At 42.2% G+C, this 13,665-nt stretch carries 21 protein-coding genes; 18 read left to right on the forward strand and 3 right to left on the reverse strand.

The window, feature by feature from the left end; genetic code table 11:
• Positions 1 to 245: 245 nt before the first annotated feature.
• The 3 genes from SJY38_RS16065 to SJY38_RS16075 all read right to left on the reverse strand — a co-directional run bounded on the left by SJY38_RS16065 (position 246) and on the right by SJY38_RS16075 (position 2,183).
• On the reverse strand, positions 246 to 1,409 hold the full coding sequence (locus SJY38_RS16065) for a hypothetical protein (RefSeq protein ID WP_377110189.1): 1,164 nt from the start codon (positions 1,407 to 1,409) through the stop codon (positions 246 to 248).
• A gap of 145 nt (positions 1,410 to 1,554) precedes the next feature.
• Positions 1,555 to 1,755, reverse strand: a complete 201-nt coding sequence (locus SJY38_RS16070) for a helix-turn-helix transcriptional regulator (RefSeq protein WP_273608131.1) — start codon at positions 1,753 to 1,755, stop codon at positions 1,555 to 1,557.
• A gap of 8 nt (positions 1,756 to 1,763) precedes the next feature.
• Positions 1,764 to 2,183: a hypothetical protein gene (locus SJY38_RS16075; protein ID WP_004589213.1), complete on the reverse strand. Its 420-nt coding sequence runs from the start codon at positions 2,181 to 2,183 to the stop codon at positions 1,764 to 1,766.
• Between the two features lie 230 nt (positions 2,184 to 2,413).
• Here SJY38_RS16075 and SJY38_RS16080 point away from each other — a divergent pair, with 230 nt between their 5' ends.
• The 18 genes from SJY38_RS16080 (at position 2,414) to rplQ (ending at position 13,137) form a co-directional block, all read left to right on the forward strand.
• On the forward strand, positions 2,414 to 4,384 hold the full coding sequence (locus tag SJY38_RS16080) for an AsmA family protein (protein WP_054983354.1): 1,971 nt from the start codon (positions 2,414 to 2,416) through the stop codon (positions 4,382 to 4,384).
• A gap of 276 nt (positions 4,385 to 4,660) precedes the next feature.
• Complete coding sequence (gene rplN / locus SJY38_RS16085; RefSeq protein WP_004589211.1) at positions 4,661 to 5,029, forward strand: 50S ribosomal protein L14; 369 nt, start codon at positions 4,661 to 4,663, stop codon at positions 5,027 to 5,029.
• Positions 5,030 to 5,039: 10 nt separating this feature from the next.
• Entirely contained in the window at positions 5,040 to 5,354 is a 315-nt protein-coding gene (gene rplX / locus SJY38_RS16090; protein WP_004589210.1) for a 50S ribosomal protein L24, read from the forward strand.
• Positions 5,355 to 5,370: 16 nt separating this feature from the next.
• Positions 5,371 to 5,910 carry a 50S ribosomal protein L5 gene (gene rplE, locus SJY38_RS16095; RefSeq protein WP_004589209.1) on the forward strand — a complete coding sequence of 180 codons (540 nt, stop codon included), beginning with the start codon at positions 5,371 to 5,373 and terminating at the stop codon, positions 5,908 to 5,910.
• Between the two features lie 10 nt (positions 5,911 to 5,920).
• Positions 5,921 to 6,226, forward strand: a complete 306-nt coding sequence (gene rpsN / locus SJY38_RS16100; RefSeq protein WP_004589208.1) for a 30S ribosomal protein S14 — start codon at positions 5,921 to 5,923, stop codon at positions 6,224 to 6,226.
• 21 nt (positions 6,227 to 6,247) lie between these two features.
• Positions 6,248 to 6,640, forward strand: a complete 393-nt coding sequence (rpsH, locus tag SJY38_RS16105) for a 30S ribosomal protein S8 (protein ID WP_004589207.1) — start codon at positions 6,248 to 6,250, stop codon at positions 6,638 to 6,640.
• Positions 6,641 to 6,653: 13 nt separating this feature from the next.
• A complete protein-coding gene (gene rplF, locus SJY38_RS16110; protein WP_004589206.1) occupies positions 6,654 to 7,187 on the forward strand; it encodes a 50S ribosomal protein L6 in 534 nt (177 codons plus the stop codon).
• Positions 7,188 to 7,196: 9 nt separating this feature from the next.
• Positions 7,197 to 7,547, forward strand: coding sequence for a 50S ribosomal protein L18 (rplR, locus tag SJY38_RS16115; RefSeq protein WP_004589205.1), 351 nt, complete (start codon positions 7,197 to 7,199; stop codon positions 7,545 to 7,547).
• A 9-nt stretch (positions 7,548 to 7,556) separates the two neighbouring features.
• Positions 7,557 to 8,063 (forward strand): 30S ribosomal protein S5, encoded by a 507-nt coding sequence (gene rpsE / locus SJY38_RS16120; RefSeq protein ID WP_004589204.1) that lies wholly within the window; start codon positions 7,557 to 7,559, stop codon positions 8,061 to 8,063.
• A 2-nt stretch (positions 8,064 to 8,065) separates the two neighbouring features.
• Positions 8,066 to 8,248: a 50S ribosomal protein L30 gene (gene rpmD / locus SJY38_RS16125; protein WP_004589203.1), complete on the forward strand. Its 183-nt coding sequence runs from the start codon at positions 8,066 to 8,068 to the stop codon at positions 8,246 to 8,248.
• A gap of 4 nt (positions 8,249 to 8,252) precedes the next feature.
• Positions 8,253 to 8,687, forward strand: a complete 435-nt coding sequence (rplO, locus tag SJY38_RS16130) for a 50S ribosomal protein L15 (protein ID WP_004589202.1) — start codon at positions 8,253 to 8,255, stop codon at positions 8,685 to 8,687.
• 10 nt (positions 8,688 to 8,697) lie between these two features.
• The gene (secY, locus tag SJY38_RS16135; protein WP_004589201.1) at positions 8,698 to 10,026 is read left to right on the forward strand and encodes a preprotein translocase subunit SecY; all 1,329 of its coding nucleotides are present in this window, start codon (positions 8,698 to 8,700) and stop codon (positions 10,024 to 10,026) included.
• A 22-nt stretch (positions 10,027 to 10,048) separates the two neighbouring features.
• Positions 10,049 to 10,162: a 50S ribosomal protein L36 gene (rpmJ, locus tag SJY38_RS16140; protein WP_002959476.1), complete on the forward strand. Its 114-nt coding sequence runs from the start codon at positions 10,049 to 10,051 to the stop codon at positions 10,160 to 10,162.
• A gap of 125 nt (positions 10,163 to 10,287) precedes the next feature.
• Positions 10,288 to 10,644, forward strand: a complete 357-nt coding sequence (rpsM, locus tag SJY38_RS16145) for a 30S ribosomal protein S13 (RefSeq protein ID WP_004589200.1) — start codon at positions 10,288 to 10,290, stop codon at positions 10,642 to 10,644.
• 12 nt (positions 10,645 to 10,656) lie between these two features.
• Positions 10,657 to 11,043, forward strand: a complete 387-nt coding sequence (gene rpsK, locus SJY38_RS16150) for a 30S ribosomal protein S11 (protein ID WP_002959471.1) — start codon at positions 10,657 to 10,659, stop codon at positions 11,041 to 11,043.
• Between the two features lie 21 nt (positions 11,044 to 11,064).
• The gene (gene rpsD / locus SJY38_RS16155) at positions 11,065 to 11,685 is read left to right on the forward strand and encodes a 30S ribosomal protein S4 (protein WP_004589199.1); all 621 of its coding nucleotides are present in this window, start codon (positions 11,065 to 11,067) and stop codon (positions 11,683 to 11,685) included.
• Between the two features lie 24 nt (positions 11,686 to 11,709).
• Positions 11,710 to 12,696 (forward strand): DNA-directed RNA polymerase subunit alpha, encoded by a 987-nt coding sequence (locus SJY38_RS16160; protein ID WP_004589198.1) that lies wholly within the window; start codon positions 11,710 to 11,712, stop codon positions 12,694 to 12,696.
• Positions 12,697 to 12,735: 39 nt separating this feature from the next.
• Positions 12,736 to 13,137, forward strand: coding sequence for a 50S ribosomal protein L17 (gene rplQ, locus SJY38_RS16165; RefSeq protein WP_004589197.1), 402 nt, complete (start codon positions 12,736 to 12,738; stop codon positions 13,135 to 13,137).
• Positions 13,138 to 13,665 lie beyond the last annotated feature (528 nt).

Consider the following 13,665-nt stretch of genomic DNA (forward strand, 5'->3'; position numbering starts at 1 on the left):
AGGTTTTTATTCTCTTATTGGCAACCCTTTGACTGGCGGTGTTTTATTGTTTAACTGGGAATGCAATTGCACTGTATGTGCCAGCTTAAAATAATTTCTATAAAACTGGTTTTTTACTTTTATAAAACAATATGTTGAGAAGTTTTAGAAGAGGGGATGATTGAGGTGGTTAATTAAAAAACGCACACTGCTGGTGCATAAATTAACCTAACTGCACCAGAAAAATACAGTTAGGTTAGGTAAATTTAGCCAAATATAGTGCGCATAAGACTAATTGTTTCGTTTACTCCGCGGCCTTTTTGTACTTCGCTAATAATAGAGTCGCGTTTGCTACGAATATGCTCGGGAATGTCATCGGCTGCAAGTGCACGGTCTACAAGTATTTCGGCTGACTCTTTACCTCTGCGCTGTGCTTTTCCTGCACTTGTTGTGCTGCGTTTAGGTTTATTTAATAGCTTAATATAATTTGAGTTGTCGGCCGTGCTGGCATCTGCATAGTAAAAAAAGCACGGTAATAACGCTTTTATACTAACTAGTTGCTCTTCTAGTTCATTGCTGCCATTAGCCATTTTAAACCACGACATAGCATGAATGCTTTGTACTATATCTTGCCAGTAGCGCTCAAAGTCGCGATTGTTTAATTTTGTAATACCTAAAGCTGCGCATAATGCATCAAGACGGCTATTACTAATCGGCGTAAACACATCTGGGCGGCGCATTGCTAATAAACGTGTAGCAGGAGCAAGGGTTGGCTTTTCATCGCTACCGTTAAAGGCAAGTAAATAAGCAACAACAAACTGTTGGTAATCAGCTTCGCTCACATCACCTTCAAGCGGGATGTTAGCAAGTGCATCGTCAAACGCGCCAGGTAAGTCGGCTAGCATTTGATGAAAACCCTTTGCACTTTTTGTTGATGCGAACCATTCAACATCAAAGTTATAGGTGCTTGGGTCGAGCGTGGCAGTGTGTTTACCACTAAATGCCAGTAAATCCTCTGGGATCATATCTTTTAGTGCTTGCTCACGAATGCTGTGCAAATACGTGGTAAGGCGAAGCTGTTCGTCCAGTGCAATAAGTTCTTTGTGTTGCTCTACAAACATACTAATAACGGGCCAAGGTGCTACACGTAGTGTTTTAAGCTGTAAAAAGCTAATTGCTGAGGTTAGCTGGTCGTGCAGCTTTTTTAAAACTGGTAGTTGCTGTGGCTCTAGTAAATCGTAATTTATACGGTCTTTACTTGCACTTAGCAGCTCATAACACCAGCCTAAAAAATCCTCTGGGTGGTTTTCTACTTTCACGGCCATTAGGTTTAGGCTTAGTTCTGAAGCTTGCTTCAAGATGTTTTGGTAAATTTGACTTTCTTGTTCGCCTAGCGCCATTTTTGACGGTGAAATTAGCAGTTTTTTCATGCCTTGTAGAGTCTCCGAGTAGATACATTTTTTAGCTGCTTTATTTTAGCGCAAATACGCCAATAGCAACAGGGCCGTGCATCATACCTAACAATTCAAGGGATGCAATCATGATGCTTAATATAAGCACCATGATTGCCGAGGTTTAATCATGCTCTTGCAGCGTAAACAAGCTTTCAACAGAAGTATTAAAGTGCCTCGCTATTTTAAGCGCAATTATTACCGAAGGAGTAAACCTTGCCGTTTCCACAGTACTTATAGTTTTACGTGAAACTGCAATTAGATCTGCTAACTCTTGCTGCGAAAGGCCTGCTTCTTTACGGTATTTTGCAATTTGATTTTGCACTTTTGCTCCTAATCTTTGCTTTGCCAAAGAATTGATACGCCGTATATTAAACACATTACAGCAAGGTAAAACGAGGCCATCATGGTGTGAGACACTTCTAAAGCCAAATCATCTGAGAGTAAATACACGCCACCCATACTAAAAAGTAAGCCAAGGACTACATGTTTATAGGCAATAGTGTCGATGGTGTTTAAGTACTCATCTTTGTAGGTAAGGTGGTATTTCATTTTCCATGTAAACCCGCCTCTGATCACAAACATACAGAATGAACCTAAAAAGGCAGCAGTGCCAAAAAACAATAGTGGGGCTGATGTTTGAGTAAGCAGTGGGTAAACACTGATGATTAATAAAGTGACTCCCATGAATAATGAGAACCAAGCATTTTGGCCCATAAACTTTTCTTCATTTTTAATATCATGATTCGACATATCTCATTTCCTTTTAAAATTTACATTATGTAACCTACAGGTATCAATGTAACCTATAGGTTTCACAGTGTCACTATTTTTTTGTAACCTAAAGGTATCAAAATGTTTCAGGGGCGATTCAGGATAAGACGGTAATATTTAATAAAGTGCTTTTTTATCACAACGACAATGATTTTAAAGCTAACACTCGCTATGATAAGAACATTATTTGCACGTTTGAAAGGATGATCATGAAGACCTTACTCAAAATTGTTGGTGTAATACTCTTACTTTGTATTGCGTTAATTATTGCCGCTCCGTTTTTAATTCCAACCGATACTATTTTTAATAAAGTATCTGAGCAGGTTGAAAAAACAACAGGGCGCACACTTACTATTAAAGGTGATAAAACGCTTAGTGTATTTCCTGCATTAAAGTTAGAGCTTAACGATGTGCACTTTGCAAACATGCAGACAGGCTCGCGCGACGACATGGCAAGTATGGAGCAATTAGCTGTGCATATACCATGGTTATCGCTATTTGGCGGCGAATTCAAACTTGATAAGTTTGTTATTAACGAGCCCAATATTTTATTAGAAACTGATAAAAACGGTAAAGCTAACTGGCAGTTGTTTGATGCTGTAGCAGAGCAGCCGCAAGAGCAAACTCAATCAGGTGAGGCTGTTAAACTACCAGAGAGCTTTGATATAGAGTTAGGTGAAGTGGCTATTTACGGTGGTACGTTTACTTACCTAGATGGGCAAACAGGCGCTAAACAACAAATTAGTGACTTGGAATTGGCTATTTTACTTCCTTCACTACGTAAGACACTAGAGATCAAAGGCGGCATTACATATATGCAAGAACGCTTTGAGCTTGATGTAAAACTTGATACGCCGGCAAAGGCAATTGAAGGGGCGACATTTGAGGTTGCTCAAAGCGTAGACTCTCGCTTGGTCGATCTTACTTTTAACGGCAGTATTGCTCGCCAAGGTAAAGATATAAAAGGCGAGTTAGCGCTAAGTGGCGATTCTGTTAAAGAGCTAGCAACTTGGCAAGGGGTAGACTTAAACGCTAAAGAAAATGCATTTAATGCGTTTAGTGTAAACGGTAAAATGCATCTTATAGATGATACGTTTAACTTAGAAGAGCTGATTGCTACCCTAGATGAATTAGAGATTAAAGGAAAAAGTGAAGTAAACTTAGGAAATAAACTAGCGGTTAATGCTGATATAGACCTAGGTATGCTTGATTTGAATCCCTACTTACCGGAGGTAGTCGCTAAGCAGCAAGCGCCGCAAAGCGAAGAACCTAAAGCCGCGCAGCCGATTGTTTGGGACGATACTAAAATTGATTTAAGCGCATTAAATGCACTTAATGCTAATGTAGTTATTCGCTCAAGCGGTTTAAAAGCTAACGATATTGAGCTAGGTGCTAATCAATTTACAGTCGATTTAAACAACAGCGTTGCTAAATTAAGCTTAGATAGCTTTAAAGCATATGAGGGCACTGGTAAAGGGGTTATCAACATAAATGCGCAGCAAACGCCGTATAAAATAAGCACAAATTTTGATTTAGCCGACATAGACGCACAACCGTTACTCACTGATGCAGCTGGCTTTGATAAGCTTATGGGTAAAGGGTCATTAAATTGGAATTTAACCACAACTGGGCAAAGTCAAAAAACCTTCATTAATGCATTAAATGGCAAGGTTAGCTTTGAATTTGCCGATGGTGCTGTTAAAGGCGCAAACGTGGCTGAGATGGTTCGCAAAGGCAAAGAGCTTATTACGGGTAATCTTGGTGCTGTGAGTGAAGGGCTTGATACAGGCTTTGAAGAATCAGAGCAAACAGATTTTTCTGCGCTCACCGGTAGCTTTAACTTTACTAATGGCGTGGGCCGTAATAACGACCTATCGCTGATGAGCCCACTTATTCGTATTACAGGTGAGGGCGATGTAGATTTGCCTAAAACCAATGTTGATTATCGCTTAGTGACCGGCATTGTTGATTCGATTGAAGGGCAAGGCACTACAGATGATAGTACAGGCTTTAAAATCCCACTGCGTATAGAAGGCCCGTTTCATGACGTTGGCTTTAAGCTAGATGTAAGCAACGCGCTTAAAGATGAAGCAAAACAAAAGCTCGATGACGCCAAAGAGAAAGCAAAAGAAAAAGCCAAGGACAAAGTTAAAGATAAACTAAAAGGTTTATTTGGCTAACTATTAAACCCCACAAATAAATAATTAAGGCGCTATTTGCGCCTTGATTGTTTTATAACCACTTGTAAAATAGCTACATAGCGGTTTTTACTCAGTTTTAATCTGTCCTTCCCTTAAATTAATTAAAAAATAACCTACCACTCACTAGCCAATGCTGGTACAATTGCCCGCCCTTAAGAGACAACTCTGTTGTTTTTTGAGTGGGATTTAATCGAAGTGCCTTGATTTTAAACAAATTTAAGGCAAGTTGTAATTACTACACCGGAGGTCATTAACATGATCCAAATGCAAACTCAGCTGGAAGTTGCTGATAACAGCGGCGCTCGCAAAGTGCAGTGTATAAAAGTCCTTGGTGGTTCACACCGTCGCTATGCGGCAGTTGGCGATATCATTAAAGTTTCTGTGAAAGAAGCTATTCCTCGCGGTAAAGTGAAGAAAGGTGATGTTAAAAACGCGGTAGTTGTGCGTACCAAAAAAGGCGTTCGTCGTCCGGACGGTTCTCTGATCCGTTTCGATAGCAATGCGGCTGTTATCTTAAATGATAACTTGCAGCCAATTGGTACTCGTATCTTCGGCCCTGTGACTCGTGAACTTCGTAATGATAAGTTCATGAAAATTGTTTCACTAGCCCCAGAAGTACTGTAAGGAGTCTATCATGGCAGCAAAAATCCGTCGTGATGACGAAGTAATCGTACTAGCAGGTAAAGACAAAGGTAAGCGCGGCAAAGTGCTTTCAGTTGTTACCGAGTCTGGTCGAGTATTTGTCGAAGGCATTAACTTAATCAAGAAACACCAAAAGCCGGTTCCACAATTGAACCAAGCTGGCGGCATTGTTGAGAAAGAAGCGTCTATCGACGTATCAAACGTTGCGATCTACAACTCGGAAACGAGTAAAGCAGATCGTGTAGGTTTCAAGATTGAAGATGGTAAGAAATTACGTATCTTTAAATCTACTGGTAAAACTATCTAATAGTTGGAGTAGAATGATGGCGAAACTGCATGAAGTATATAAAGACAAAGTAGTTGCTGAGCTTCAAGAGAAGTTTGGTTTCAGCTCTGTCATGCAAGTCCCTCAGATCGAAAAGATCACATTAAATATGGGCGTGGGCGAAGCCCTAGCTGACAAGAAGATTTTAGATAACGCTGTTGCGGATCTAGAAGCTATCGCTGGTCAGAAACCTTTAATCACTAAAGCACGCAAATCTGTTGCTGGCTTCAAAGTGCGTGAAGGCTACCCAATAGGCTGTAAAGTAACCTTACGCGGCGAGCGTATGTGGGACTTTTTTGAGCGTTTGGTATCAATCGCTATCCCACGTATCCGTGACTTCCGTGGTGTGAGTGCTAAGTCTTTTGATGGACGTGGTAACTACAGCATGGGCGTACGTGAACAAATCATCTTCCCAGAAATTGATTACGATAAAGTAGACCGTGTACGCGGTATGGATATCACAATCACAACTTCTGCGAAATCTGATGAGGAAGGCCGTGCGTTGTTAGAAGCGTTTAACTTCCCATTCAAGAAATAAGGGTAGGGTTATGGCAAAGAATTCTATGAAAGCGCGCGAAGCAAAGCGCACTAAACTAGTTGCTCAGTACGCTGAAAAGCGTGCAGCACTAAAAGCTATCATCAGCGATGTTAACGCATCTGAAGATGATCGTTGGGACGCGGTACTTAAGCTTCAAGCTTTACCACGTGATTCTAGCCCTGCACGTCAACGTAATCGTTGTAACATTACGGGCCGCCCACATGGTTTCCTTCGCAAATTCGGCATGAGCCGTATTAAAGTTCGCGAAGCAGCTATGCGCGGTGAAATTCCTGGCCTTAAAAAGGCTAGCTGGTAATAGTATCACGGGAGTAAGACTATGAGCTTGCAAGATCCTATCGCGGATTTGTTTACACGTATCCGTAACGGTCAATCAGCGAAGAAAGTATCTGTAACGATGCCAACTTCAAAGCTGAAAGTAGCAGTAGCTAAAGTATTAAAAGACGAAGGTTACATCGCAGATTTCGCTGTAAACAGCGAAGCGAAACCTGAGCTTTCTATCGAGTTGAAATACTTCGAAGGCAAAGCTGTAATTGAAAATATCCAGCGTGTTAGCCGCCCTGGTCTACGTATCTATAAGAAACGTGACGAATTACCGAAGGTAATGGGTGGTCTTGGTATCGCTATCGTATCAACTTCTAAAGGCCTAATGACAGACCGCGCAGCACGTAGTGCTGGTGTTGGTGGTGAAATCATTGGCTTTGTAGCTTAATCGGAGGGGAACTATGTCTCGCATAGCAAAGGCACCAATCAATGTTCCTGCCGGTGTAGAAGTTACATTAAAAGGCCAGGACATCACAGTTAAAGGCAAAAACGGTGAACTTACTCGTACTATCAACAACGCTGTTGAAGTACAAGTTAACGACAACGTTATTACAACTTTACCTCGTGAAGGCGTAGCTAATGCATGGGCTCAAGCAGGTACTGCTCGCGCTCTAATCAACAACATGGTTGTTGGTACGCATGAAGGTTACGAGAAGAAACTTCAGTTAGTAGGTGTTGGTTACCGTGCTGCAGCTAAGGGTAAAGTTTTAGACTTAACACTTGGTTTCTCGCACCCAGTTAATTTCGAAGTTCCTGAGGGAATTACGATTGAAACTCCAAGCCAAACAGAAGTTCTAGTTAAGGGCGTAGATAAGCAGTTAGTTGGTCAAACAGCTGCTAACATTCGTGCATACCGTAAACCTGAGCCTTATAAAGGTAAAGGTGTTCGTTATTCAGATGAGAATGTACGCCGTAAAGAGGCTAAGAAGAAGTAAGGTAAGACGATGGATAAAAAAACAGCTCGTCTACGTCGTGCTAAACGCACTCGTAGAAATTATATTGAACAAGGCACAACGCGTCTTGTTATCCACCGCACGCCACGTCACATTTACGCTCAAGTAGTTAATGCTGAGGGTACTGTACTGGCTGCTGCTTCTACTGTTGAGAAAGCTATTAGCGAAACAGTTAAAGGCACAGGCAACGTTTCAGCTGCACAAGCAGTTGGTAAAGCGGTTGCAGAACGTGCGGCTGACAAAGGCATCGAAAAGATTGCTTTTGATCGCAGTGGCTTTAAATATCACGGCCGTGTGAAGGCGCTAGCTGATGCTGCGCGTGAAGCCGGTTTGCAATTCTAGGAGTAGACAATGGCTAACGTAGAAGCAAAGCAACAACAGCCTGATTTAGCTGAAAAGCTAATCGCGGTAAACCGTGTGTCTAAAGTAGTTAAAGGTGGTCGTATCTTTAGCTTCACTGCACTAACTGTAGTTGGTGATGGCGCAGGTAAAGTAGGTTTTGGTTATGGTAAAGCTCGTGAAGTTCCAGCTGCTATTCAAAAAGCAATGGAAAAAGCACGTCGCAACATGATCAATGTAGACCTAAATGGCAACACATTACAGCATCCTGTTAAAGGACGTCATGCTGGCTCACAAGTGTTCATGAAACCAGCATCTGAAGGTACTGGTATCATCGCAGGTGGTGCTATGCGTGCAGTACTAGAAGTTACTGGTGTGCAGAACGTACTTTCTAAATGTTACGGTTCTACCAACCCGATCAACGTAGTACGTGCAACGATTCAAGCTCTAGAGAACATGAATTCTCCTGAGTCAATCGCTGCTAAACGTGGTCTGCGCGTAGACGAAATTCTGGGGTAACCATGGCAAATAAAACTGTAAAAGTAACACAAGTAAAGAGCTCTATCGGTCGTTTACCGAAGCATAAAGCTACATTACGCGGTCTTGGTTTACGTCGTATCAACCACACTGTTGAGTTAGAAGACACAGCATGTGTACGTGGTATGATCAACCGAGTTTCTTACATGGTTAAGGTAGAGGGTTAATTTCATGCATTTGAATACACTTTCACCTGCTGCAGGTTCTAAAACTGCTCCAAAACGTGTTGGTCGTGGTATCGGTTCTGGTCTTGGTAAGACTGGTGGCCGTGGTCACAAAGGTCAAAAATCACGTTCTGGCGGTAAAGTACGCGTTGGTTTTGAAGGCGGTCAAATGCCTATGCAACGTCGTCTACCTAAATTTGGTTTCACTTCACGCAAATCGTTAGTATCTGCAGAAGTAAACCTTTTTGAAATCGCTAAAGTTGAAGGCGATGTGGTAGACCTAAACGCGTTACAAGCAGCTGGTCTAGTTAAAAAGAACGTTCTGTTCGTTAAAGTTGTTAAATCTGGCGAAGTTTCACGCGCTGTTACCGTTAAAGGCCTTAAGGCTTCTAAAGGTGCTCGCGAAGCTATTGAAGCTGCCGGAGGCAAGGTAGAAGACTAAGGAAGTACTAATGGCTAAACCAGGTCAAGATACACAAAGTGCACAAAGTGGACTTTCGGAATTGAAGCGTCGATTACTATTTGTTTTAGGTGCTATCATTATTTACCGTCTAGGTTCATTTGTGCCAATCCCTGGGATTGACGCCGCTGTACTTGCCGATTTCTTCGAGCAACAAAAGGGCACCATTGTTGAGATGTTCAACATGTTTAGCGGTGGTGCGCTTGAGCGAGCTTCAGTGTTAGCACTGGGTATTATGCCGTATATCTCGGCTTCGATTATTACGCAACTATTAACGCATATGTATCCTCCGTTTATAGAGCTTAAGAAAGAAGGTGAGCAAGGGCGTAAAAAAATTAGCCAGTACACACGCTATGGCACGCTTGTGCTTGCTACTATCCAATCAATCGGTATTGCAACTAGCTTACCGGGCATGATGGAAGGGTTAGTTGTTAACCCGGGTCTCGGTTTCTATTTCACCGCAGTGGTGAGTTTAGTAACTGGTACTATGTTCCTAATGTGGTTGGGCGAACAAATAACAGAACGCGGTATCGGTAACGGTATCTCAGTTCTTATATTTGTTGGTATTGTAGCTAACCTGCCGTCTGCTATTGGTTCGACAGCCGAAATGGCGCGCCAAGGTGATTTGAATGTTTTTGTACTGTTGATGGTTGCGGTTATAGTATTCGCTGTTACTTATCTTGTAGTGTTTTTCGAACGTGGACAACGTCGTATCGTTGTTAACTACGCTAAACGCCAACAAGGTCGTCAAGTATTTGCTGCTCAAAGCACGCATTTACCACTAAAAGTAAATATGGCGGGTGTTATTCCACCAATCTTCGCTAGCAGTATAATTCTGTTCCCTGGTACAATTGCAAGCTGGTTCGGCCAGGGTGAAGGTCCGGTCGCTGATGTGCTACAAGCTATTGCAACAACGTTGACTCCAGGTCAGCCTTTGTATGCGATGGTGCTAGCAGCAGCTATCATCTTCTTCTGCTTTTTCTACACAGCGTTGGTTTTTAACCCGCGTGAGACAGCAGACAACCTGAAGAAATCTGGCGCATTTATCCCAGGTATTCGTCCAGGTGAGCAGACATCTAAATACATTGATAAAGTGATGACACGCCTGACATTGGCAGGTGCTTTGTATATAACCTTTATCTGTCTGGTGCCCGAATTCATGACTATGGCATGGCAAACGCCATTCTATTTCGGCGGTACATCAATTTTGATTATCGTTGTAGTAATCATGGACTTTATGGCACAAGTACAGACTCACCTGATGTCACATCAGTATGATTCTGTGCTGAAAAAAGCGAACCTTAAAGGCTACGGCCGATAAGGTCAGTTTACGGAGTTGAGCAATGAAAGTACGTGCTTCCGTTAAGAAAATATGCCGTAACTGTAAAGTTATTAAACGTGCTGGTGTAGTACGCGTAATTTGCAGTGAGCCTAAGCATAAGCAAAGGCAAGGCTAAGTAAACAGTCGTGCAGGCTGAGATTTCTCGGCCTGTGTTTTTAGTTGTGATTTGGTCTTCGTTTGAGTATCCTTACGGGCTTTTCAAACTTTTGATTACCAAATTCAAATATAGGAGATGTGTTAGTGGCCCGTATCGCTGGCATTAACGTCCCTGATCATAAACATGCAGTTATTGGTTTAACAGCTATTTATGGCATAGGTAAGACTCGCTCTAAGGCTATCTTAGAAGCGACTGGTATCGCCGAGACCACAAAAATCGGTGAACTTTCAGACGAAACTCTTGACGTACTGCGTGATGCAGTTGGCAAGTACACTGTAGAAGGTGACCTTCGTCGTGAAGTTACTCTAAATATCAAGCGCCTTATGGACCTTGGTTGTTTCCGTGGCCTACGTCACCGTCGCTCTTTACCACTACGTGGTCAAAGAACAAAGACTAACGCGCGTACCCGTAAGGGTCCTCGTAAGCCTATTAAGCGATAAGGGGATAGTATTATGGCTAAGACACCAATTCGTCGTAAAAAGGTTAAAAAGCAAGTTGCTGATGGTATGGCTCATGTTCATGCGTCTTTCAACAACACTATTGTAACAATTACCGACCGTCAAGGTAATGCACTATCATGGGCTACTGCCGGTGGTTCAGGTTTCCGTGGTTCACGTAAATCTACACCATTTGCTGCTCAGGTTGCTGCAGAGCGTGCAGGTACTGCTGCTCAAGAATACGGTTTAAAAAATCTAGAAGTTTTCATTAAAGGTCCAGGTCCAGGTCGTGAATCTGCTGTACGTGCTTTGAATGCTGCTGGTTACCGTATCACCAACATTACTGACGTGACGCCAATACCACACAATGGTTGTCGTCCACCGAAGAAACGTCGCGTTTAACAATAGGTTAGGAGAAATAACATGGCAAGATATTTGGGCCCTAAGCTCAAGCTGAGTCGTCGTGAAGGTACTGACCTGTTCCTTAAGAGCGGCGTAAGAGCTATCGACTCTAAGTGTAAACTTGAGACTGCACCTGGTCAGCACGGCGCTCGTAAAGGTCGCTTATCTGATTACGGTTTACAATTACGTGAAAAGCAAAAAGTACGTCGTATCTACGGTGTATTAGAAAAGCAATTCCGTAATTACTACAAAGAAGCTGCTCGCCTTAAAGGTAATACAGGTGAAAACTTGTTACAGCTTTTAGAGCAACGTTTAGACAATGTTGTATATCGCATGGGTTTTGCTAGCACACGCGCTGAAGCACGTCAGTTAGTAAGCCACAAAGCGATTTTAGTTAATGGTCGTGTTGTGAACATTCCTTCATACGTAATTGCTCCAGAAGATACTGTAGTAATCCGTGAGAAGTCTAAAACACAAGCACGTATCATCGCTGCTCTAGAGTTGGCTGAGCAACGTGAAAAGCCGACTTGGGTTGAAGTTGACGGTAAGAAATTGGAAGGTAGCTTTAAGCGCCTACCTGAGCGTTCAGATCTGTCTGCGGACATTAATGAACAACTAATCGTCGAACTTTACTCTAAGTAAAGTTAAGAGTTAAGAGAGGATAAAATGCAGGGTTCTGTTACAGAATTTCTAAAACCAAGGTTAGTCGATATCGACGCTATCAACCCAACGCGTTCTAAAGTAGTTTTAGAACCACTAGAGCGTGGCTTTGGCCATACTCTGGGTAATGCCTTACGCCGTATACTGTTATCATCTATGCCTGGATGTGCAGTAACTGAAGTTGAAATCGACGGTGTATTGCATGAGTACAGCGCGAAAGAAGGCGTACAAGAAGACATCATTGAAATACTACTAAACCTAAAAGGTCTAGCAGTAACGTTAGAAGGCAAAGATGAAGTTTTTCTGACCCTGACTAAATCTGGTGTAGGCCCTGTGACTGCGGCTGATATTCAGCACGATGGCGATGTAACAATTGCTAATCCAGATCACGTTATTTGTCATTTAACGACAGATAGCAGCGAGATCAGCATGCGTATTCGTGTTGAGCGTGGTCGTGGTTATGTGCCGGCATCTAGTCGTTTATCCTCTGATGACGATGAGCGTCCAATTGGTCGATTGCTGCTTGATGCATCATTCAGCCCAGTTGAACGTATTGCGTACTCGGTTGAATCAGCCCGTGTTGAGCAACGTACAGACTTAGACAAGTTAATCATTGATATGGAAACAAACGGCACTTTAGATCCTGAAGAAGCGATCCGCCGTGCGTCTACTATCTTAGCTGAGCAATTAGATGCATTCGTAGATTTACGTGATGTAACTGAGCCAGAAGAGAAAGAAGAGAAGCCAGAATTCGATCCTATTCTACTTCGTCCAGTTGATGATCTTGAACTAACAGTACGTTCAGCAAACTGTTTGAAAGCCGAGCAAATTCAATATATCGGTGATTTAGTTCAGCGCACTGAAGTTGAGCTTCTTAAAACGCCTAACCTAGGCAAGAAGTCTCTAACTGAAATAAAAGACGTGCTAGCTTCACGTGGTCTTTCTCTAGGCATGCGCCTAGAAAATTGGCCGCCTGCAAGCCTAGCTGAATAATCTAAATCACTATATTAGTTTAGTTAGAAGGATAGGGTCATGCGCCATCGTAAGAGTGGTCGTCAATTAAACCGTAACAGTAGCCATCGTAAAGCGATGTTCAGCAATATGGCAGGTTCTTTGGTGAAACATGAAATCATCAAAACTACTTTGCCTAAAGCGAAAGAGTTACGCCGTGTAATTGAACCTTTAATCACACTGGCTAAGACTGACAGTGTAGCAAATCGCCGTTTAGCGTTTGCTCGCACGCGTGATAATGAAGTAGTTGGTAAATTGTTCAGCGAAATCGGTCCTCGTAATACAGACCGTCCAGGTGGTTACACTCGTATTCTTAAGTGTGGCTTCCGTGCTGGTGATAATGCACCAATGGCTTATATTGAACTAGTAGGTCGCCCAGCGACTAACGAAGAAGTTCAAGAAGACGCGCAGTCTGCAGAGTAAGTCTTTAAAGAGACACCAAAAAGCCGAGCTTAATGCTCGGCTTTTTAATGCCTAAAATTTGACATCCCTCCAAATAGTTACTTGATAATTACCTATTACCTATTACCTATTACCTATTACCTATTACCTATTACCTATTACCTATTACCTATTACCTATTACCTATTACCTATTACCTATTACCTATTACCTATTACCTATTACCTATTACCTTCATTCTGTTAAACCGACTTAGTTAAACCAATGTAGTTATAAAGCCTGCATTCTCAAAAAGCTTAATTATGCGGTAACCCTATAAGTCGAGTGTATAAGGTTTATAAAACATACCCCAGGCTGTAAATGTACAGTGTAATTTGGATAGTGATAAAGCAATTTGGCCAACCAAACAGAGATATATAATTTTAACTCGCTAATTTAGTGGGCTTAAGGCTACTTTTAGTAGGGTTTTTGAGCGTTTAGCTCAAATACTCAGCGAACAGTCATTTATTTCAAGTTTTCTTCAAAAAAGGGTTGATCTGTTTTCGGATC

It is taken from the genome of Pseudoalteromonas sp. R86517, assembly GCF_042466295.1.
GTDB classification, from domain to species: domain Bacteria; phylum Pseudomonadota; class Gammaproteobacteria; order Enterobacterales; family Alteromonadaceae; genus Pseudoalteromonas; species Pseudoalteromonas atlantica.